At 65.4% G+C, this 20131-nt stretch carries 16 protein-coding genes; 9 read left to right on the forward strand and 7 right to left on the reverse strand.

From position 1 onward, the window contains the following. The first annotated feature begins 54 nt into the window (after positions 1-54). The 4 genes from ACQP1T_RS26955 to ACQP1T_RS26970 all read left to right on the forward strand — a co-directional run bounded on the left by ACQP1T_RS26955 (position 55) and on the right by ACQP1T_RS26970 (position 3813). A complete protein-coding gene (locus ACQP1T_RS26955) occupies positions 55-1572 on the forward strand; it encodes a multicopper oxidase family protein (RefSeq protein WP_433755857.1) in 1518 nt (505 codons plus the stop codon). Positions 1573-1649: 77 nt separating this feature from the next. Continuing rightward, entirely contained in the window at positions 1650-2381 is a 732-nt protein-coding gene (locus tag ACQP1T_RS26960; protein ID WP_062986672.1) for an ABC transporter ATP-binding protein, read from the forward strand. Next, a complete protein-coding gene (locus tag ACQP1T_RS26965; protein ID WP_433755858.1) occupies positions 2378-3169 on the forward strand; it encodes an ABC transporter permease in 792 nt (263 codons plus the stop codon). Before ACQP1T_RS26960 ends, ACQP1T_RS26965 begins: the two co-directional genes overlap by 4 nt. Continuing rightward, positions 3166-3813 carry a TetR family transcriptional regulator gene (locus tag ACQP1T_RS26970; protein WP_433755859.1) on the forward strand — a complete coding sequence of 216 codons (648 nt, stop codon included), beginning with the start codon at positions 3166-3168 and terminating at the stop codon, positions 3811-3813. The genes ACQP1T_RS26965 and ACQP1T_RS26970 overlap by 4 nt, the downstream gene beginning before the upstream one ends. A gap of 43 nt (positions 3814-3856) precedes the next feature. Here the strand turns inward: ACQP1T_RS26970 and ACQP1T_RS26975 are convergent, their stop codons facing one another. The 4 genes from ACQP1T_RS26975 to ACQP1T_RS26990 form a co-directional block, all read right to left on the reverse strand. After that, positions 3857-4090 carry a Trm112 family protein gene (locus ACQP1T_RS26975; RefSeq protein ID WP_040689305.1) on the reverse strand — a complete coding sequence of 78 codons (234 nt, stop codon included), beginning with the start codon at positions 4088-4090 and terminating at the stop codon, positions 3857-3859. A gap of 21 nt (positions 4091-4111) precedes the next feature. Next, positions 4112-4621 (reverse strand): GtrA family protein, encoded by a 510-nt coding sequence (locus ACQP1T_RS26980; protein WP_433755860.1) that lies wholly within the window; start codon positions 4619-4621, stop codon positions 4112-4114. After that, positions 4618-6858 (reverse strand): hypothetical protein, encoded by a 2241-nt coding sequence (locus ACQP1T_RS26985; protein ID WP_433762377.1) that lies wholly within the window; start codon positions 6856-6858, stop codon positions 4618-4620. Before ACQP1T_RS26985 ends, ACQP1T_RS26980 begins: the two co-directional genes overlap by 4 nt. 70 nt (positions 6859-6928) lie before the next feature. Next, positions 6929-9133 carry a hypothetical protein gene (locus ACQP1T_RS26990; protein ID WP_433762379.1) on the reverse strand — a complete coding sequence of 735 codons (2205 nt, stop codon included), beginning with the start codon at positions 9131-9133 and terminating at the stop codon, positions 6929-6931. A gap of 258 nt (positions 9134-9391) precedes the next feature. Between ACQP1T_RS26990 and ACQP1T_RS26995 the strand changes: the two genes are divergently transcribed. Both ACQP1T_RS26995 and rffA read left to right on the forward strand, forming a co-directional pair. Further along, on the forward strand, positions 9392-10492 hold the full coding sequence (locus tag ACQP1T_RS26995) for a glycosyltransferase family 2 protein (protein WP_433755861.1): 1101 nt from the start codon (positions 9392-9394) through the stop codon (positions 10490-10492). Continuing rightward, positions 10482-11621 carry a dTDP-4-amino-4,6-dideoxygalactose transaminase gene (gene rffA, locus ACQP1T_RS27000; protein ID WP_433755862.1) on the forward strand — a complete coding sequence of 380 codons (1140 nt, stop codon included), beginning with the start codon at positions 10482-10484 and terminating at the stop codon, positions 11619-11621. Before ACQP1T_RS26995 ends, rffA begins: the two co-directional genes overlap by 11 nt. 13 nt (positions 11622-11634) lie before the next feature. On the opposite strand, the gene ACQP1T_RS27005 is transcribed toward rffA, so the two are convergent. The 3 genes from ACQP1T_RS27005 to ACQP1T_RS27015 all read right to left on the reverse strand — a co-directional run bounded on the left by ACQP1T_RS27005 (position 11635) and on the right by ACQP1T_RS27015 (position 15702). Beyond that, positions 11635-12234, reverse strand: coding sequence for a class I SAM-dependent methyltransferase (locus ACQP1T_RS27005; RefSeq protein WP_433755863.1), 600 nt, complete (start codon positions 12232-12234; stop codon positions 11635-11637). A gap of 133 nt (positions 12235-12367) precedes the next feature. Next, a complete protein-coding gene (locus tag ACQP1T_RS27010; protein ID WP_433755864.1) occupies positions 12368-12667 on the reverse strand; it encodes a hypothetical protein in 300 nt (99 codons plus the stop codon). An 83-nt stretch (positions 12668-12750) separates the two neighbouring features. Next, positions 12751-15702, reverse strand: a complete 2952-nt coding sequence (locus ACQP1T_RS27015; RefSeq protein WP_433755865.1) for an acyl-CoA synthetase — start codon at positions 15700-15702, stop codon at positions 12751-12753. 549 nt (positions 15703-16251) lie between these two features. Here ACQP1T_RS27015 and ACQP1T_RS27020 point away from each other — a divergent pair. From ACQP1T_RS27020 to idi, 3 genes are all read left to right on the forward strand, one after another. Beyond that, entirely contained in the window at positions 16252-17658 is a 1407-nt protein-coding gene (locus ACQP1T_RS27020; protein ID WP_433755866.1) for a family 2B encapsulin nanocompartment shell protein, read from the forward strand. Positions 17659-18288: 630 nt separating this feature from the next. After that, positions 18289-19161, forward strand: a complete 873-nt coding sequence (locus ACQP1T_RS27025; RefSeq protein ID WP_433755867.1) for a geranyl diphosphate 2-C-methyltransferase — start codon at positions 18289-18291, stop codon at positions 19159-19161. After that, on the forward strand, positions 19158-19736 hold the full coding sequence (gene idi / locus ACQP1T_RS27030; RefSeq protein WP_433755868.1) for an isopentenyl-diphosphate Delta-isomerase: 579 nt from the start codon (positions 19158-19160) through the stop codon (positions 19734-19736). Before ACQP1T_RS27025 ends, idi begins: the two co-directional genes overlap by 4 nt. Positions 19737-20131 lie beyond the last annotated feature (395 nt).

The raw sequence follows: 20131 nt of genomic DNA on the forward strand, positions 1-20131 counted from the left end.
AATGGGGACGCTCCCGGATGTGGTCAGGGGCCGGTGATCCATACCGTCAGCGGCATGTCTTCGACTTCCCGTCCGCACCGGTTGCGGCGGTTTCTCCTGGTTCTCGCGGCGGTCACGATGGTGGTGCTGCTATCGGTCGGCGGCTGCGTCACGTGGGTCTACAGCAGTGCGTCCGTATCCACTGTCGGCAGTGCTGAATTCGACAATGAGCTGGCGATTCCGCCGCTGGCGCAGTCCCGGGTGCGAGCCGATGGAACGCGCGTCTTCGAGCTCGAAATGCGTTCGGGACAAAGGGAATTCCGGGTTGGACAGGCGACCGCGACGTGGGGGTTCAACGGGGACTATCTCGGCCCGACGCTGCGGGCGCGGCGCGGCGAGAAGGTGGAAGTCGAAGTCCGGAACAATCTTTCGGAGCAGTCGACGGTGCACTGGCACGGGATGCATCTGCCCGCGACGATGGATGGCGGGCCGCACCAGATGGTGCAGCCCGGTAGCACCTGGACACCACATTGGACCGTGGACCAGCCCGCCGCCACGCTCTGGTACCACCCACATCCGCACGGCGCGACCGAACAGCACGTCCGGCGTGGGCTCGCGGGCATGTTTCTACTCGATGACGAAGTGTCCGAAGGACTTTCGCTGCCGAACAACTATGGCGTCGATGATCTGCCGGTCATCGTCCAGGATGTGAAATTCCGTGGCGATCAGCTCGATTCGTCGCATGGCATATTTCGCGACGTCGGGTTCCTCGGTGACCGGACCATGGTGAACGGAACCCTGACGCCGTACCGGAATGTCGACGATGAGCTCGTGCGATTGCGGCTGCTCAATGCTTCGACGGCGCGGGTCTACACCTTCGGCTTCGCCGATGACCGCCGCTTCTCGCTGGTCGGCACCGACGGCGGGCTACTCGAACATCCGGCCGTACTCGATCGGGTGCGGTTGTCGCCGGGCGAACGCGCCGAGATCGTGGTTCGTGTGCGCCCCGGCGAGCGGGCGGTGCTGCGCAGTACGAAACTCGATGCGGGACTGAGCTTCTGGACGCAGCGATTCGCGGGCGGAGACGATAGCTTCGACATCCTCGAACTGCGCGCGGCATCGACATTGCGGCCATCGCCGGAATTGCCTGCGGCACTGGCATATCCGTCCACACCGGACGGCTCGGATTCGGTTCGCGAGCGAAACTTCGAACTGAATCTGAGTGGAATCAACGGCAGTCCGATGGCAATGGACCGAATAGATCTGACGGTCACTCGGGGCACGGCCGAAACCTGGGCGGTGCACAACAACGACGGCATGCCGCACAACTTCCACATTCACGATGTGCAGTTCCGCGTCCTCGAACTGAACGGCGCACCGCCGCCCGCCGCGCTGACCGGGCCGAAGGACACCATCTTCCTGCCGCCGAATGCCACCGCGAAGCTCGCCATGCGGTTCGACGGACCCGCCGATCCGAATTCGCCGTACATGTATCACTGCCACCTGCTCTGGCATGAGGACCAGGGCATGATGGGCCAGTTTGTCGTGGTCGAGCCCGGTCAGTCGGCCGGTACACCGGCACATCATCACTAACGGGTCTTGCCCACGGGACCAGAGCGCGCTAAATTCATCACACAGTGAATTCAACACTCGATGAATTGAGGCGTCCCATGACGGACCTGCACTCATCCCACGCCGTCGAGGTGCGCAACCTCACCGTGCGCCGTGGCGGCCGCGAAGTCCTACACAACATCTCGCTGACCATCCCGCGCGGTTCCATTACCGGACTGCTCGGACCGTCGGGATGCGGTAAGACCACGCTCATGCGCAGCATCGTCGGCACCCAGATCGTGGCGTCCGGCGAGATCTCCGCGCTCGGATTGCCCGCGGGCTCAGCGGAATTGCGGCACCGGATCGGCTATGTGACCCAGGCGCCGAGCATCTACTCCGATATCAGCGTGCGCGAGAACGTCGCCTACTATGCCGCGCTCTACGGCCGCGATCGCGATGACACCGACGAGGCCATCGGCGCCGTCGGCCTGCTGGATCACGCCCATCAGCGCGGCGACGAACTCTCCGGCGGTCAGAAGACCCGCGCCTCGCTGGCCTGCGCCCTGGTCGCGCAGCCGGAGATGCTGATCCTGGACGAGCCGACGGTCGGGCTGGATCCCGTACTGCGCGTCGACCTGTGGAAGAAATTCCACGAATTGGCCGCGAACGGAACGACACTGCTGGTCTCCAGCCATGTCATGGACGAGGCCGAACACTGCGACGAACTGCTGCTGATGCGCGAGGGCGATCTGCTCGCCGAGCTCAGCCCGGACGAACTGCGCACCGAGACCGGTGAGCAGAACCTCGAACAAGCCTTCCTCACCCTGATCACGATGGGACGTGCGGCATGACCACCACCCTCGTACCGCGCCATCGGACGCCGACGCTGCGTCCCTATGCCGCGACAACCGGACGCATCCTCCGTCAACTGCGCAACGACCATCGCACTGTCGCAATGATTCTCGTGGTTCCCGCGGTTCTAATGGCGCTGCTCTATTTCATCTACAAGGACACTCCGACCAACCCTCTGAACCCGGTGCCGATCTTCGACCGTGTCGGCATCAGCATGCTCGGCATCCTGCCGTTCATCGTGATGTTCCTGATCACCGCGATCGCCATGCAGCGCGAACGTACCTCGGGCACCCTGGAGCGGCTGCTGACGACCCCGCTGTCCAAGCTCGACCTGCTCGCCGGATACGGCACCGCGTTCTCGGTGGCCGCAGCGGCGCAGGCGGCGGTGGCCTGTCTGGTCTCCTTCGGGTTGCTCGGGCTGGATTCGGCGGGCAGTCCGGCCTGGGTGGTGGTGATCGCCATGGTCGATGCGGTCTGCGGCGTCGCACTCGGACTATTGGCAAGTGCCTTCGCGCGCACCGAATTCCAGGCCGTGCAGTTCATGCCGGTGGTGGTCGCGCCACAGATCTTCCTGTGCGGCTTACTTGTTCCGCGCGGGCAGTTGCCCGGTTGGCTGGAGGCGATCAGCAATGTGATGCCGTTGAGCTATGCGGTCGATGCGCTGCAACAGGTTTCGACGCATCCGGATGTCACCGGTCAGATGCTGCGCGATCTGGCGGTGGTCGCCGGATTCGCCATTGTCGCGCTCTGCCTGGGCGCGGCCACGCTACGACGGCGGACCGCGTGACGGCCGAAGAGATCGCGTCGGACCCGACGAGCAATGGCGACCGGGGCACTCGCTCCGGTCGTCGGCCGGGTCGGTCGGGCGCGCGCGAGGACATCCTCGCGGCCGCCCGCGCCCGCTTCGCCGAAATCGGTTTCGACAAGACCTCGATCCGCGCCGTCGCCGCCGACGCCGGGGTCGATCCCGCGCTGGTCCACCACTATTTCGGGACCAAACAGCAGCTGTTCGCCGCGGTGGTCGAGTTGCCGATCGATCCAGAGGCGACACTGCGCCTGATCGAGGCCGCACCGTTGGATCGGCTCGGCGAAACCATTCTCGGCTCGGTGGTCGCGGTATGGGATTCCCCCGCTGGTCCCGGGATAGTCGCGGCGGTGCGCAGCATCCTCGCCGGCGGCGATACCGCGCTGGCCAGGACATTTGTCCTGGATGTCGTCCTGGAACGGGTACGCATGCGCATCGCGAAACCCGAGGATGACGGTCGCGCCCGGGTCGCGCTGGTGGGAACACAGATGATCGGCGTGCTGGTCGCGCGCAAGATCCTGGAGATAGAACCGCTGGCCTCGATGCCGAGTCCCGAATTGGTCGCGGCCGTGGCCCCCACGCTGCAGCGCTATCTCACCGGCGAAATCGATACTCCCGCAGGGTAATTCGCGGTGGCACGCTATCGTGCGCCACCGCGTGGATGGTTGCTCAGGCGTCGGCGTGCTGGCTGGTGAACGCGGCGTGCTCGGCGTCGGTGACATCGCGGGCCTCATCGATCAGCAGCACCGGAATGCCGTTCTCGATCGGGTAGGCGCGGCGCAGGCGCGGGTTGTAGAGCGCGGTGGCGCCCTTGTCGTCGCGGACCAACAGCAGCGGACCCTTGTCCTGCGGGCAGGCGAGCAGACTCAACAGGGTGGCGTCCAAGGCGGTTTCCTCCGGCATGATCGATAACTTACCCGGCGCCTAGGATCGCTCCGCACCGGAACCTGCGGATGGCGATTCGGGCACGGGCGCCCGGTGGAACGAGATGTAGCGATGCCCGAAGAAGCTGGCGACGGCGACCAGACCCATCACCACCACCGCGGACGGTCTACTCGGCAGATGCAGCACCGAGACGGCCAACGACAGCAGTGCGATATTCATCAGCAGGCCCCCGGAATTGACCGCCACGAAGCGAACGAAATCGCGCAGCATATGTCCGCGCACGCGGAAGACCAGCGTGCGATGCAGCACGAACGCGATGACGATGCTGACGGCATAGGCGGCGACCACCGCGACCGCGGGCGGCACATTACTCCCGAGCACCGATAGCCACAGCACTGTCAGCCCCATACCGAGCGCGGTATTGAACGCACCGACCATCGCGAAGGCGATCTCCTGCCGACGCACCAACCGCAGCAGCAGACCCGGATCCTCGGCACCGGTCGCACCCGCATGATCCGCCGCGAATTCGGCCTGCTGGTCAGCTGTCAACGAGCGGCTCCCGCCAGATCGGGTTCCGAGACCGTCGCGGTCACCGGCGGTTCGGTCCGGTCCACGTCCACGTCACGCTCGCGACCGCGCACGAATATCCATTGCAATGCGCCGATTCCGCACAGCCCGAGCAGGATCGCGACGCCGCCGATCTTCCACCCCGGCGGCCGCCAGGTCAGCACCAGGTCACCGTTCTTGGTGCCAGCCGGAATATCCACGGCAACAAAGGTTTTCGCGACCACGTCGAATGGGATCGCCCGGCCGTTCAGCGTCACCTGATAGCCCGGCCAGCCCAGCCGCGCGAAGACCACGCGGCCACCGTTGTCCGAACTCACGCGGACCCGGCTGGTCAGCTCCGATTCCGATACCGATGTCGCGGTGCCGCCGGAGATCGCCGAGACCCTGCCGTTCTGCGCGGAGAGCAGTCCACCCACTCGCTCGAGCACCGCGATGTACTGCTCGTGGCCCGGGTAGTCGACCCACTGCCAGCCGGGCGGTGCGGGCTGATTGCGCGCGTCCGGGTACAGCGCCTTCTGCAGCACTACCCGATCCACCTTCATCAGGTCGACGATCGTCCTACCGGTAGCGGGCTCCGTCGCGAAGGCCCGCCGGAAGGCGTCGGGACAGACGCTGGTGTCCCATCGCATGCACAGCATTTCACCGAACCAGAAGTGCCCGTTGGGCGTATAGCCGCTGACGTAGGTCTTCTCCAGATCCTTGGCGTAATTACCGAAGACCAGCGATCCGTACGCGCCCCGCAACGAACGATCCTCCGGCCGGATCAGTCCGCGATCGGCCAATTGCAGAGTGGTGCCCGGAAATTCAGGGAAGGCGGCCTTCATCTGCGACCGCTGTTCGGGCAGGTTCCAGCTCATCGGCGTCGGCTGCGCCGCATGCACCTGCAGGAAGGCGATCGGGAACACCGAAACGATTGTCAACGCGCAGGCCGCGGCCATGCTCTTCTTCATCCCGAGCCACACGACCGCCGCGCCCAGTACGGCGATTCCGACCGCCGCCACCACGTGCCAGACGACCTCGCGCGGCGCCGCCGAGAACGACCGCACCCACAGCAGCCCGATCAACACACCCGCGGCGATACCGCGACCACGCCAATTGTCGAAGGTGGCGAAGCGGCCGAGCAGCACGCACACCAGCACCAACAGTCCAAGGGCCAGCATCGGCAACACCCGCGCTGGCCAGCGCAGTGGCCCGATGGTGCCCGGCCCCGCCGTCCACATCAGCGCCATCAGCGCGACCAGCGCGATCGCGCTGAACTCCCGCCAGGACGCCCGCGCCTTGCGCCAGTCGACGAAGGCCAGCGCCGGGATCAGGAACCAGGCGATATAGACCACCGGCATCGGCTGCACATAACCCCACCAGGAGGTGTACGCGGGCAACGAGCTGGGCAGGCTGGCATTGAGCGATTCCGACCACGGCACGGTCAGGAACTGGTCGTTATTGATCTGAGCCGTACCGCGCCAGGTCACCTTGGCCGACAGCATGCTCGGCAGGTAGGTGGCCACCCCTGCCACCGCGGCACACCCCGCGACCGCGAGCAGTCGCAGCGACGGCTGCCATTTGCGTTGGTAGACAACCTCACCCACGGCCACCGCGCCGATCATCAGCCCGGCCTCGACCGCGGGGAAAATGTATTGCACCGAGATGGCCAGGTACAGGAAAACGAAGGTGGGGACCGGCCCGCCGCGCCCCCGTGCGTAGCGCACGCCGGATGCCCACGCGTGCACCAGCCACGCGGTACCGGTGAAGGCGGTGTACCAACTGGCCTCGTCGAAGAACAGCAGCCAACCGGTGAACGGAATCGACACGCCCGCAACGGCGGCCCACGGCAGCCTCGCCCCGTACTCCAGGCAGACGCGGTACACACCGGTCCCGAGGATGACCGCGAAAATCAGCTTGACCACGGTGGTGTAGAGCGCGATGTTGTCGACCGAGGGCGCGATCAGATCGATCAACAGCTGCGGCGGATTCAGCAGGCCCGCCTCCTCGATGGCGTAGTTACCCGCCATCCAGTGCTCGGGGACCAGCACCGGGAATTGTCCATCGCGCAGGGACCGGCCGAGCATCACCCACAGCGGGCCGTACTGCGACTCGCTGTCATCGGTGTAGAAGTGCCTGGCATTGGCCAGCAGGACGGCACCGTATCCGGCGATCACACCGAGCGCGGTTATGAATCCCCACTTGTACACGTCCCGCCGGGCGGGGGCGCTACTTTCCACCACGAGTTCCAGACCCTACAGGGCGCACTGGTCGAGGGACACCTCCGATCGGGCCTGCGCGGATCGACCGCTACGAGACCACGTCCGCCAGTTCACGATCCGGCTCGCCGGGGCTCGGATCCGTGGCCGGCGGCTCCGGGTCCCGACGCCGCGATCGCACCCACAGCCACTGCAGCACCCCGATGGCGGCAACACCGACCGCCGTGGTGCCGATGCCGATCTTCCAGCCCGGCGGCCGCCAGGTCAGCATCAGTTCGGCGTTCTGCGTGCCAGCGGGTACGTCGACGGCGACAAAGGACTTCGCCACGGTGGTGATCGGGATCTGCTTACCGTCCAGGGTCACCCGATAACCCGGCCAGCCGAGGCGCGCGAATACCACCTTGCCGCCACCGGCCGAGGACACCCGCACCCGGCTGGTGGTATCGGTCTCCGAAATCGACGTCGCCGTTACATTTTTCGCATCCGCGACCCGCCCGTTCACCGCCGAGATCGGACCGTCCACGCGTTCCAGTACCGAGATGTAGCGCTCATGGCCGGGATAGTCGACCCACTTCCAGCCCTCCGGTGCCGCCTGGCTGCGCGCGTCGGGGAACAGGGCGCGCTGCAATACCACCCGGTCCAGCTTCATCAGATCGACAAGGGGACGCCCGGTGGTCGGCTCCGGGGCGAACATCCGCCGATAGGCATCCGGGCAGACGCTGCTGTCCCAGCGCATGCACAGCAGTTCGCCGAAATAGAAGTGACCGGTCGGGGTGTACCCGTTGACATAGGTCAGCTCGAGCGATTTGGCGTAGTTGCCGAAGACCAAGGATCCATAGGCGCCGTCGAGACTCATATCACCGCGCTGCAGCAGCCCACGCTCGCCGAGTTGGATCGTGGTACCGGGAAAGTCCGGGAACGCGGCCTTCGCCTCGGACCTGTTGGTCGGCAGATGCCAGGTCATCGGTGTCGGCTGAGCGGCATTGACCTGATAGAACGCGATCGGGAACATCGCGACGATGGTCAGCACGCCCGCGCTGGCCAGACTCCGATTACGTCCGAGCCATACCACCCCGGCGACGAGGGCGCCGATCGCGGCGGCCGCCAGCACATGCCGGATCACATTGTGTGGATCCGCGGAGAAGGACCGCACCCACAGCAGACCGATCAGCAGCCCGGCGGCGATGCCGCGACTCTTCAGATCACGGAGGGTGGCGTAGCGCCCGAGCAACACACAGACCAGCACGAGCAGACCGAGCGCGAGCATAGGCAGCACCCGCACGGGCCAGCGCAGCGGACCGATCGAACCCGGTCCGGCACTCCACATCAGCATGATGATCGCGAACAGGGCGACCCCGCTGAGCTCGCGCCAGGATTCGCGGGCGCGTCGCCAATCGATGAAGGCCAACGCCGGAATCAGGAACCAGGCGATATAGGTGACCGGCATCGGCTGGATATAACCCCACCAGGAGGTGAACGCGGGCAACGTGCTCGGCAGACTGGCATTCAGCGATTCCGACCACGGCACCGTCAGGAACTGGTCGTTATTGATCTCCATGGTGCCGCGCCAGGTCACCTTCGCCGAGAGCATGCTCGGCAGAAAGGTCAGCAACCCGGCCAGACCGGCACCCGTCGCGGCGACGGTCAACCGCGCCACCGGCTGCCATCTGCGTTGGTAGACGAGCTCGCCCACCGCGACGGCGAGCAGCATCAGCGCCGACTCCACGGCCGGGAAGATGTACTGCGTGGAGATGGCCAGGTAGAGGTAGCCGAAGACCGGAATCGGCCCACCCAGACCGCGGGTGTATCGCACCGACGACGCCCAGGCATGGACCAGCCACGCGGTACCGGTGAGCGCGGTCATCCAGCTGGCTTCGTCGAAGAACAGGAAGAAACCCGACAGCGGGAACGCGACACCCGCGACCGCGGACCACACCGGCCTTGCGCCGTAGACCAAGCAGATCCGGTAGACACCGAGCGCCGCGATGATCGCGAAGATCAGCTTGACGACGGTCGCGTACACCGCCATGTTGTCGACCGATGGTGCGATCAGATCGATCAACAGCTGCGGCGGGTTGAACAGGCCCGCATCATCCATCGTGTTGTTGCCCGACATCCAGCGCTCGGGCACCAGCACCGGGAAGGTGCCGTCACGTAGCGCGTGTCCCAATCCCACCCAGAGTCCGGTGTACTGGGATTCGGTGTCGTCGGTGTAGAAGTGCCTGGCATTGGCCAGCAGGACCGCCAGGTACCCCGCGATGACACCGAGTGTGCAGACGCCACCCCACCGGTACACCTCCCGACGCGAATCGGGTTCCCTGTCGCGGGCGTCGGGTCCTGCGCTTTTCGCCTCCGTCACTGCACCAACCGTCACGAGTTCCAAACCCTACAGCGCACGGTCGAGCTTGGCACCGAACCACGGCCACCACCATGATGGGGCGATGAGCTGCTCCGGAATGCTGGATACGTACCGTGTTAAAGTTCACGGCGGCTCGGGCTCCGCTGTCCAGCGGAGAGTACCGGCACGCACCGTCATCGAAAGTTGATCCAGCTGATGCCGATTCCCAGCGCCCACCCCAACCGCGCGCCCGCGGGGGCGACCAACGGACGCTCCGCTCGACCGGGCGCCGACCAGCCGCACGCGGTATCGGTCGTGGTCCCGATCTATCGGGGCGAGGAAACCATCGGTGGACTGGTCCAAGAACTGCATCGGCTGACCGATCCCACCGACACCCCTGGCGGCGTCGCCTACACGGTCGGCGAGATCATCCTGGTACACGACCACGGGCCCGACCGCTCCGATGTGGTCTTGCAGGAACTGGAGCAGACCTATCCCGAGGTCCGCGTCGTCTGGCTCAGCCGCAACTTCGGGCAGGACGCCGCGACCATTGCCGGAATGTCGGCCGCCCAGGGCGACTGGATCGTCACCATGGACGAGGACGGCCAGCACGATCCCGCCTTCATCGGCGCATTCCTGGACGCGGCCCTGGCCGAGCGCGCCGATCTGGTCTATTCGAAGCCGACCAACACCCGTCCGCACGGATTCCTGCGCAACATCACCTCGCGGGGCGCGAAGGTGGTGCTCGCGACGATCTTCGCGTTCCCGGACTCCACCCGGTTCGAAAGCTACCGGCTCATCCGCGGCGATATCGGCCGCCAGCTCGCCGAGGTCGCCTCCAATGGCGCCTATCTCGACGTCGCGCTGACCTGGGTGGTCGGCACCGTCGCGCAGGTGCCGGTGACCTTGCGCGCCGAGGGCCGCGAGGAATCCGGCTACAACTACCGCCGCCTGTTCTCGCTGTTCTGGAAGATGGTGCTGTGCAGCGGTACCCGGGGCCTGCGGCTGGTCAGCCTGCTCGGGGTCACCCTCGCGCTGGCCGGTGGCGTGATGGCCGCGTTCGTCGTATACGAGGCGCTCACCACCGATAATTGGGCGCCCGAGGGCTGGGCCTCGATGATCGTTGTGCTGCTGCTATGTTCGGGAACGATCTTGTTCTCGCTGGGACTCATCGCCGAATACCTCGGTGTGGCTTTGCATATCCTCGTCGGCAAGCCGCTGTATCTGACCGTCGGGTCGCCGACACCGCGCCCGGCCGAGGACCGAGAAATGACCACGACCACCGCCAGCAGGGGGAACGACCGGGTTGAGCACTGACCGCGTCATCTTCAGCCGCCCGTTCCGGGCCCGCCGGGAACTGGCCAATCTGGAGGCCGTTCTCGCCTCCGACCACAGTCACGGCGACGGGCGGTTCACCGCCTCGGCCACGGCGAAGCTGAAGACCATCACCGAGGCGCCGCATGCGCTGCTGACCACCTCGTGCACCTCCGCGCTGGAGATGGCGGGTCTGCTGCTCGAGCTCGGCCCCGACGATGAGGTGATCGTGCCGAGTTTCGCGTTCACCTCGACCGCGACGGCGATGGCACTGCGCGGCGCCACCTGCGTCTTCGCCGATATCGACCCGGAAACGGGCAATTTGGATCCGGAATCGGTCGCTGCGGTGATCACCGAGCGAACCAAGGCCGTTGTCGTCATCCACTACGGCGGGGTGGCCGCCGATATGGCCGGTCTGCTCGCTCTCGGCGAGGCGCACGGCATCGCCATCGTGGAGGACAATGCGCACGGCCTCGGCGGTCGGTGGCGTGATCGCCCACTCGGCACCCTCGGCACCCTCGGGACACTCAGCTTCCACGACACCAAGAACGTGCACTGCGGCGAGGGCGGTGCGCTGTTGCTCACCGATGAGATCCTGATGTCGCGCGCCGAGATCATCCGCGAGAAGGGCACCGATCGGGCCCGCTTCCTACGCGGTGCGGTGGACAAATACTCCTGGCAGGATATCGGCTCCAGCTACCTGCCCAGCGAGCTCAACGCGGCGGTGCTGGACGCGCAGCTGGACGAATTCGAGACGATACAGACCGGGCGGCACCGGGTTTGGGACGCATACGCCGCCGCGCTGCCGGATTGGGCGCGCCGCAACGATGTCCGACTCATGGCGGTGCCCGAGGACCGGACACATACCGCGCATCTGTACTACCTGCGCACACCGACCGAACGGCAGCGCGACGATCTGATCGCGCATCTGGCCGCACGCGGTATTTCGGCGCCGTTCCATTACGTTCCGCTGGATTCCAGCCCGGCCGGACTCAAACTGGGCCGCACCCCGCGGCCTTGTGTGCGCAGCGCCGAATTCTCGGGAACCATTGTGCGCCTGCCACTTTGGCCCGACCTCACGGACGAGCAGATCGCCAGGGTCATCGACGCGGTCACCGCGTACACCGTCTAGGCGAGGTCCCGCCTCACGCGGTCAGCACGAACAGTTTCTCCCTGCCACCGGCGATCAGCGACCGCTGTACCACGCGCGGTTCGTAACCGCGGAAGAACGCGTCCAGGCTCGCCTCGCCGAATCGACGCGCCTGTGCGCCGTCGCCCGCATCGGTGAACCGCTGTCCGATCGCGGCGAGCACTCGGTTGTCGCTGGTGGCCAAGTTGCGAATCGGCTCCGCGATGATCACCTGTTTTCTCGCCGCCGCCAACATCCGATCGATGACCGGAGCAGGCTCGGGCAGAAAGTGATACAGGCTCGCCTGCATGATGACGTAGTCGGCCTCGGGCAGCGGGATATCGGAACGCAAGTTCCACACCACACCGTGTCCGCCTGCCCTGGCCAGCCTGGCGATGAATCGACCGTTGAGGTCGAGTCCGGTGTAGTCGATAGACCGGTCGCACAGATAACGGGTGTACAGCGTCGCGGGCCCACAGCACACGTCGACCACGCTGGCGCCATCCGGCACGAGCTCGGCGATCGCGCGGAACCGAGCCGGGTAGTGCCGACCGTACAGCCCACGCATCAACAGCTCGTAGATGGTTCCGTTGCGGTAGATAAGGCTCGGCCTCACATCACCCCTGAACAGTTGTCGACCCGGCAACCATGTCATCGCCGGATGCACCGGCAGCCCGCCCGGGCAGCGCCCTCTCGGTAATGAATCAACCGGCTCGCCAACACGATCCGGCGCGCCAAGCGTACCCTGCCTAACGCTGACCCTGCTGGCGGGCGGCTTCCTCGCGGATCTCGCGGAGTCTGGTCGCCGCGTCCTTCGTCGGGCGGGTCGGGAGCGCGGGTGCTGTGGTGTTCGGCAGCTGTGGGACTTGGGCTTCGGCGTCGGTGGCTTTGCCGCGACTGCCGACATACACCCGATATACGCCGTAACCCGCCAACAGCAGGATCGCCAGCGGCACCAGGGACAGCACCAGACTCTTCACGAACCCGATCACCATCAGCGCGCCGAGCAGCGCCAATATGCCGACGCCCAGTTTGACCTTCCACGACATCTCGAAACCTCCGTTGTCGCCGCGGACCTGGCATCCACGCTACCCCGCCGTTCCGGCCGAATCCGGAACGGCGGGACGCGCGTTCATTCGGCGCCGAAGATGGTTCCGGCCTCGTCCTCGGTGAAGATTTCATAGGCGTCGGATTCCCGGTTGTACCACCAGGTATCGGGACCCGGCTCGGGACGGCCCGCCGCCTGCACGGCCCGCGTCGACGGGCGGTAGGAGGAGCTGCGCGGGATCGCGTCGACGACGTACACGATGTCGGGCCGCTGGTTCGGATCGAGTGCGCGGACCGCCTCGGTCACATCCTTGGGTTCCAGCCGGAAGCCCGCGCGGACGCTGACCGCCGCTATCGCGAGCGCATGTTCGCCGACGGGCAGTCCGTAGGCGACCTCCATATCGACCGCGGTGATGTCGTTGAGCACGTCGACGATGGGCTGAGTGAAGACCGGACCGCGTTCGGTGTGGATCACCGTGTCCCTGCGATCGACCAGCCAGTAGTCGCCGTCGCTGTCGCGGCGGAAGAGATTTTCGGTCGGCATCCACGCATCGCCCGCCGTGAATACCCCGCGGAGCCCGCCATCGGACAGGTCGATACCCTCGGTCGCCTTGCCGACCAGCAGACCGACCTCGTTATCGGCGCACCGACGCGCGAAACCGGACCCGTCGGTCTGAATCTGCTCGGTGACCGGGTCGTAGGCGACCAACTCCACCTTGGCGGTGCCCGGCACGGGGCGACCCTTGCAGCCCGCCTTCACACCGGCCACATTGGCCAGCACCACATCGCCCTCGATGGAGGCGTAGAACTCCAGCACCCGGGCGGGGGCGAACTGTTCGGTGGTGCGTCGCCACAGGCCCGCTGGCATGCCCGAGCCGATGAACAGGCGGATGGGGTGCTGGTGTCCGGCCGGGAAGACTTCGGCGTCGAGGATGTCGCGCAGCATGGTCCAGGTGTAGGTGACCACCGTGACGCCGTAGCGGTGCACCTCCTCGCCGAACCGGATCGGGTCCAGCGACCTGGCCAGTGCGATCCGGCTGCCGCCCGCGATCGCACCGCCGAGACTCACCAGCAGACCGGACGAATGATGCAGTGGCGCAAGGCAGTAGACGGTGTCCTTGCGATCCAGGTCGGCCGAGGTCGCGGTGCCGAAGGCGGACAGCGCCCAGCGGTGGTTGGTGATGTATTTGGTCTCCAGGCGGTCGCCGGTGCCGGTGACCAGCACGAAGGCCAATTCGCGAGCCAGACCCGGATCCGGGCGGTACCAGGCGGGCAGCTGCACCCGGGTGGGATCGATCTGTTCCAGATCGATCACGTCTGCGCCAGACGGAATGTCGAGAGTGCGCGCGGAACCGCCGCCGAGCACCAGCACCCGGGTGCCGGTAGCCGCCGCCGATCGCAGATTCTCCGGATCCGAGACCAAGGCTTTGATCCCGGTGAGTTCGATGGCCCGATCCAACTCGCCACCAGGGGCGAGCAATACCGACACCGCGCCGAGGCGAGAGAGCGCGGCCACGGTGGCCAGCGCGCTCGGCCGGGTCTCCATCACCACACCGACGCGCATGGCCGGGCGGATGCCGACGGAGATGAGCCCACGCACGACATTATCGATGCGCGCGTCGACGGCCGCGTTGGTGTGCACGCGATCGTCGAAGAGGAATAGATCGCGCAGCGGCGCCCGCCGGGCCTGCTCGGCCACCAAGCGGCCGAGCGAGATACGGGTATGCGGCTGGATCATGCCGAGCCGGGTCAACCGCGGCAGTGCGCGTGCGGCCTCACCGGCGAGTTCGATCGAACCGCGCACGGTATTGCTGGCAATGCCCTCCAGCGCCTTGCCGACGCCCGCGCCCGCCTCGGCCAGGGTGGCCGCCGTGTGCACAACCCGGGTGGCCGCCGAATTCGGCCGGTTGGTCGCGACATGTTCGGCCATCGGCGCGATCTCCGGCGGCAGCGGCTGATCGCCGTCCATCCAATCGATCCACTGACGCACCAGCGGCCAGGTGTGCCTGGTCGCCATGCTGCCCGCGACGAGGCCGAAATGTCCTGCCACCAAACTGGCTTCGTATACCTCGGCGTTGGGTGCGGCCCGCACGATGCCGCGCACCGCGGCGGGCTGGCCGATATCGTCGACCTCGCCGACGAAGGCCAGGATCGGGCACTTCAGCTCGGCCAGCGAAATCGGCTGGTCCCGGATCACGAAGCCACCGAGCATCATTCGGTTGTGCGCGACGAACTGCTTGAGCAGATCCGCCGCGGCCGGACCTGCGTAGCCGACCCAACCGTCGTTGTTGAGGAACCGACGCTGACGTTCCTTCGGCAGCAATGCCTCCCGATCGTGCAGCTGGCGCAGGAAGTCGATGCGCGATTTGGCGGTCTTCACCGGATCGAGCATCTGGAAGCCGAGCCGAACCATCGAATCGGTGATCGGTAGCCGGGTCACCACATGGTCGGCCAGGAACTCCGCGACATCGGAGACCATGCCGTAGGGCAGTCCGAACGGCATACCCGCGACCACATCCACCGGGCTGCCGAAGGTCACGATGCTCGCCACGCCCTTGCCGAAGCGGTAGGCGGTGGTCTGATAGGCGAACATGCCGCCCTGCGAGTATCCCATCAGGTGCACATTGCTGCCGGTCGCGTCGCAGACCGTATCTATAGCGCTGTTGATCGCCAGGACGTGATCGGCCAGATCCCGTTCCCAGCCGCCCTCCTCACTGGCGGGCGAACCGAAATCGACCACCCAGCAGTCGATTCCGCCGCGGTGCAGAATGCCGACCGCGCCGTCGTCGGCGTTCACATCCCAGATATCGGCATTGACCATCAGCGGCGGTACCAGGACCGCGACCGGGCGATCCGGCGTCGGATCGTCGGGGAAGTAATGGCGCAGCCGATACATTCTGCGCCGTTCGACGATCTCGAACGGCGACGACTCGACATCGTGGGTCAACCCGCCGAAGCGGATGACCTCGAGGCCGTTCTGGGCCGTTGCCATCAACCGCTGCACCGACCCGACCACACTTTCCACATTCAACTTCACGATCGCTCCTGGCCATACCCTGCAAAGTGACCCGCATCACACACCCCGATGTGCTCAGACGAGCTTCCCACACCGTGTATCCATTATGGGTCGGCTGTGACGGGTTCCATGCCAGGTCGGGGCCGATGATGCGGGATGTTCGCGGCGGCGGTGCGCAAAAGATACCGACCGTACAGCCTGGCTCGGTTCGCGCCGATTCTTCCGGGTCGTTATCGGCAGTTATCCGCATCGAGGTCATGTCGTAACCATCCGAAAAACATACCAGCATTCTCATGGCTTCATCTTCGAGATTCGTGTGCGCACAGCATCTTTCGCGGTTTAGGATCGATCCCGTTCGGAACGCAATGTCGCGTAAGCCAATTCGCACGGGAGAGTCGGTTACCGTTCGCATGCCTCGGTCCCACCACTTCTCCCGGCAACCATGCCGCCATACCCAGCAGGCTCGCCGCCTGTCGAATTGTTGTGCACCACCGCAGATTTCGAAACGCCATCGACCACAAGTACAGCACAATCGACCGTCTCGGTGACCATCTCAGGTGAGGACCACGCATGACCATCGAAATGCCAGTCCAAGCAGAAACCAACGGGCGCAAGAGCCTCAGCACCGGTGCCGCCCATCAGCTCGCGCACACCACCAAGTCCGAGCCGCAGATGCAGGGCATCACCTCACGCTGGCTCACTCGCTCGCTGCCGTGGACGCAGGTCAACGGTGGTATCTATCGGGTGAACCGACGCCTGACGCACACCGTCGGCAACGGTGAGGTCGAGTTCGTCATCGACGGCTCGCAAGCCAGAGTGATCCCGATGGAACTCACCGAACTTCCGCAATTGCGGGACTTCGACGACGAAGAGGTGTTGAGCGCGCTCGCTCAGCGTTTCCAGCAGCGCGATCTCGAACCCGGTACGGTGGTCGCCGAATTCGGCAATCCGATGAATCAGGTCATGCTGATCGTGCACGGCAAACTCAGCAAGATCGGCACCGGCGAATTCGGCGAGCAAACCAAGCTCGGCATGCTCGGCGGCGGTGATTTCTTTGGCGATGAAACCCTCATCGACGGGTCCGGTATCTGGCCGGTGACGGTCAAAACCGTCACCCAGACCACCATGCTTGTGCTGCCCCGGCAAACGCTCGAAGAAATGCTCGAGTCCACCCCGGCGCTGCGCGAGCAATTGTCCCGTGTCGCCGCCGCACCGGCGCGCCCGCAAAATACCAAGGGCGAGGCGAATATCGAGATCTCCTCGGGTCACTTCGGTGAACCGTTGCTGGAGGGCACCTTCGTCGACCTCGACGCCGCCCCGCGCGAATACGAGCTCAGCCTCGCGCAGAGCGTGCTGCGGGTGCACACTCGCGTCGCCGACCTGTTCAACGATCCGATGAACCAGGTCGAACAGCAGCTCCGACTTACCATCGAGGCGCTCTACGAGCGGCGCGAGAGCGACCTGGTCAACAATCCCGATTTCGGTTTGCTGCACAATTGCGACCTGAAACAGCGCATCTACAGCGAGTCCGGCGCGCCGACACCGGACGATATGGATGAGCTGCTGAGTATGCGGCGCAGCACGAAACTGTTTCTGGCACATCCGAAGGCGATTGCCGCTTTCGGTCGTGAATGTAGTAAGCGCGGCCTGTATCCGGATCCGGTCGAGGTGGACGGACACCGCGTGTTCGCCTGGCGCGGCGTCCCGATCTATCCGTGCAGCAAGATCCCGGTCAGCGATACCCAGACCACATCGATTCTGGCAATGCGCACCGGCGAGAAGGATCAGGGCGTCATCGGACTGCACCAGACCGGAATCCCGGACGAATACGAGCCGAGCCTGAACGTCCGCTTCAAGGGCATCGATGACCAGTCGATCATCTCCTACCTGGTCAGCTGCTACTACTCGGCGGCCGTGCTGGTGCCGGACGCGCTGGGCGTGCTCGACAACGTCCTGGTCGCCCGGCAGGCGGACTGACCGGGGTGATGACCGATGTCGGTGCACTCCCGCGCCTCGGCACCACCGGCCACCCACGAGGTGGCCGCCGCTGTGGCGGCACTGCTGTCCAACCTCGACACCACCGCTCCACCGACACTCCCGCTGGAGGTTCCGGCACCGGAAACCTCGGCTTCACCTGAAAACACCGATACACCGGAAAGTACGGAATTACCCGAATGCACAGCAATACCCGAATCAACCGAAACCCAGGTGGTGGAAGCTGATTCGCCAGAACTGGACCGACCTACCCAACCTGAGACGATTGTTCCGCGCAGCCTGCTCGGACCCAGCGGCCTGGGTGCGGCTGCACTCCTACTTCCGACGTCCACCACCACCGAAGCGGGATTACCTACTACTGAGGTACCCGACCCCGCACGCACACCTACTATCAGGGCGGCTGGTCTCCAGCCGCCACCGGTAGCGTTTCATGCCCCATCGATCGCTGTCGGCGTGGCGCAGGGGGCCGCGCCGGCAGCAGCCGAGCCGGAATCCCGGTGGGGTCGAATTCCATTCGGCCCCACCGGATTAGGTACCGCGTCGGCCTACGAATCGAATCAGCCAGTACGGCAACGAAATCAGTAGTACCGGAACACGAGAGGATGATCAGGCATGACCATGCTCAATCCCGCCACGGGGTCCGTCCTGCGCACCAGCTACCAGAAAGCCGTTGCCGAGTACTGGAACAACAACCCGAACGACGACCGGGTCAATACCAAACTCGGTGAGGTCGACGGGCTGTTCCACCACCACTACGGCATCGGCGAACCCGATCAGGCGGCGCTGGCCGGGCCCGCGGATTCCCGCGAGGAACGGCTCGTCAAGGAACTACACCGCCTCGAGACCGCGCAGGCTTCGCTGCTGCTGGACCACCTCGGCGATATCCGGCCGGGCGATCGGCTCATGGACGGCGGATCCGGCCGCGGCGGCACCAGTTTTATGGCCAATCAGCGTTTCGGCTGTCAGGTCGACGGCGTCACCATTTCCGAATACCAGGTCGGCTTCGCCAATGATCAGGCCGCCCACCGCGGTGTCGCGGACAAGGTGCGCTTCCATTTCCGGAATATGCTCGACACCGGTTTCGACAACGGATCCATGCGCGGTATCTGGACCAATGAAACCACCATGTATGTCGACCTCGGCGAGCTGTTCGAGGAGTTCTCCCGGCTGCTCGAACCTGGCGGTCGCTACGTCTGCATCACCGGCTGCTCCAACGATGTCAACGGCGGTCGCTCGGCATCGGTCAGCTGGATCGACGCCCATTACGGCTGCATGATCCATCCGCGCAGCGAGTACTTCCGGGCCTTGGCCGACAACAATCTGGTGCCGGTCAATGTCATCGATCTGACCGCCGCCACCATCCCGTACTGGGAGTTGCGCACCGAATCCGAACTGGCGACCGGGGTGGAGAAGCCATTCCTGACCGCCTATAAGGAGGGCAGCTTCCAATACCTGCTGATCGCCGCCGATAAGGTGGGTCGGTGACCGAAACGCTCGCCAAACCCGTCACCGACCGCGAAGCCCTGCCCGTCGAGCTCGTCGACAAGGCCGGGCACGCGGTCGGTGTGTGCCCGGTAGCCCAGGCGCATACCGCGCCTGGGCTGCTGCACCGCGCGTTCTCGGTGCTGCTGTACGACGACGCGGGTCGGGTGCTGTTGCAGCAGCGTGCCGCGGTGAAGACGCGGTTTCCGCTGCTGTGGGCCAACACCGCCTGCGGTCATCCCGCGCCGGGTGAGCCGGTGGCGGCGGCCGCCGCGGTCCGGTTGGCCGAGGAATTGGGTTTGGCCACGGCGCTGACCGAGGTCGGCATCTTCCGGTATCACGCGCAGGATTCCGCGACCGGTCGGGTGGAGCACGAATGGGATCATGTGCTCATCGGGCGGCTCGATGCCGAGTTCCTACGGACCGCGGCGCCGCGACCGGATCCGGCGGAGGTCGCCGACTACGCGTGGATCCAGCCGGAGGCGCTGCGGGACGCGATCGCCGACGATCCGGCGAGCTACACCCCATGGTTGCTCGGTGTGCTCGATATCGCGGAAGAAGCTGTTCGGGTCCTCTGAAGGTCCCCACCCGACCCGGCCGATGCCGGTACGTAGGCCGAGGCAGGCACCGATCATCTCCGGCGTGATCTCGTAGTCGGTGGTGATCCGCGCATAACTGCCTCGGCCGTGTCCGGGCGAGCTCGAGTCGGCTGGCTGCGTCTTTCGCAACTGCCTGATTCGATCGACCTACAAGCCAGTCGAACCGGGTAGACCGCAGCCGGAGAAGTCTCCTCCTTGCCGGTTTTGTGGTGAGTCACATCCTCGCCTCCGGGTGGCTCACATATTTAGATGCGCATATCTACGTTTCAGCAAGTATTTCGTGCCGAAATGCGGCACTTGTAACGCCGAACAAAGCCTTCGAGAAATCACAGGCACGACACAGGGTACGAACAGGAGCGACTCGGATCCTGGAT

Source organism: Nocardia sp. CA-135398 (assembly GCF_050955845.1).
In the GTDB taxonomy this organism is placed as follows: Bacteria; Actinomycetota; Actinomycetes; order Mycobacteriales; family Mycobacteriaceae; genus Nocardia.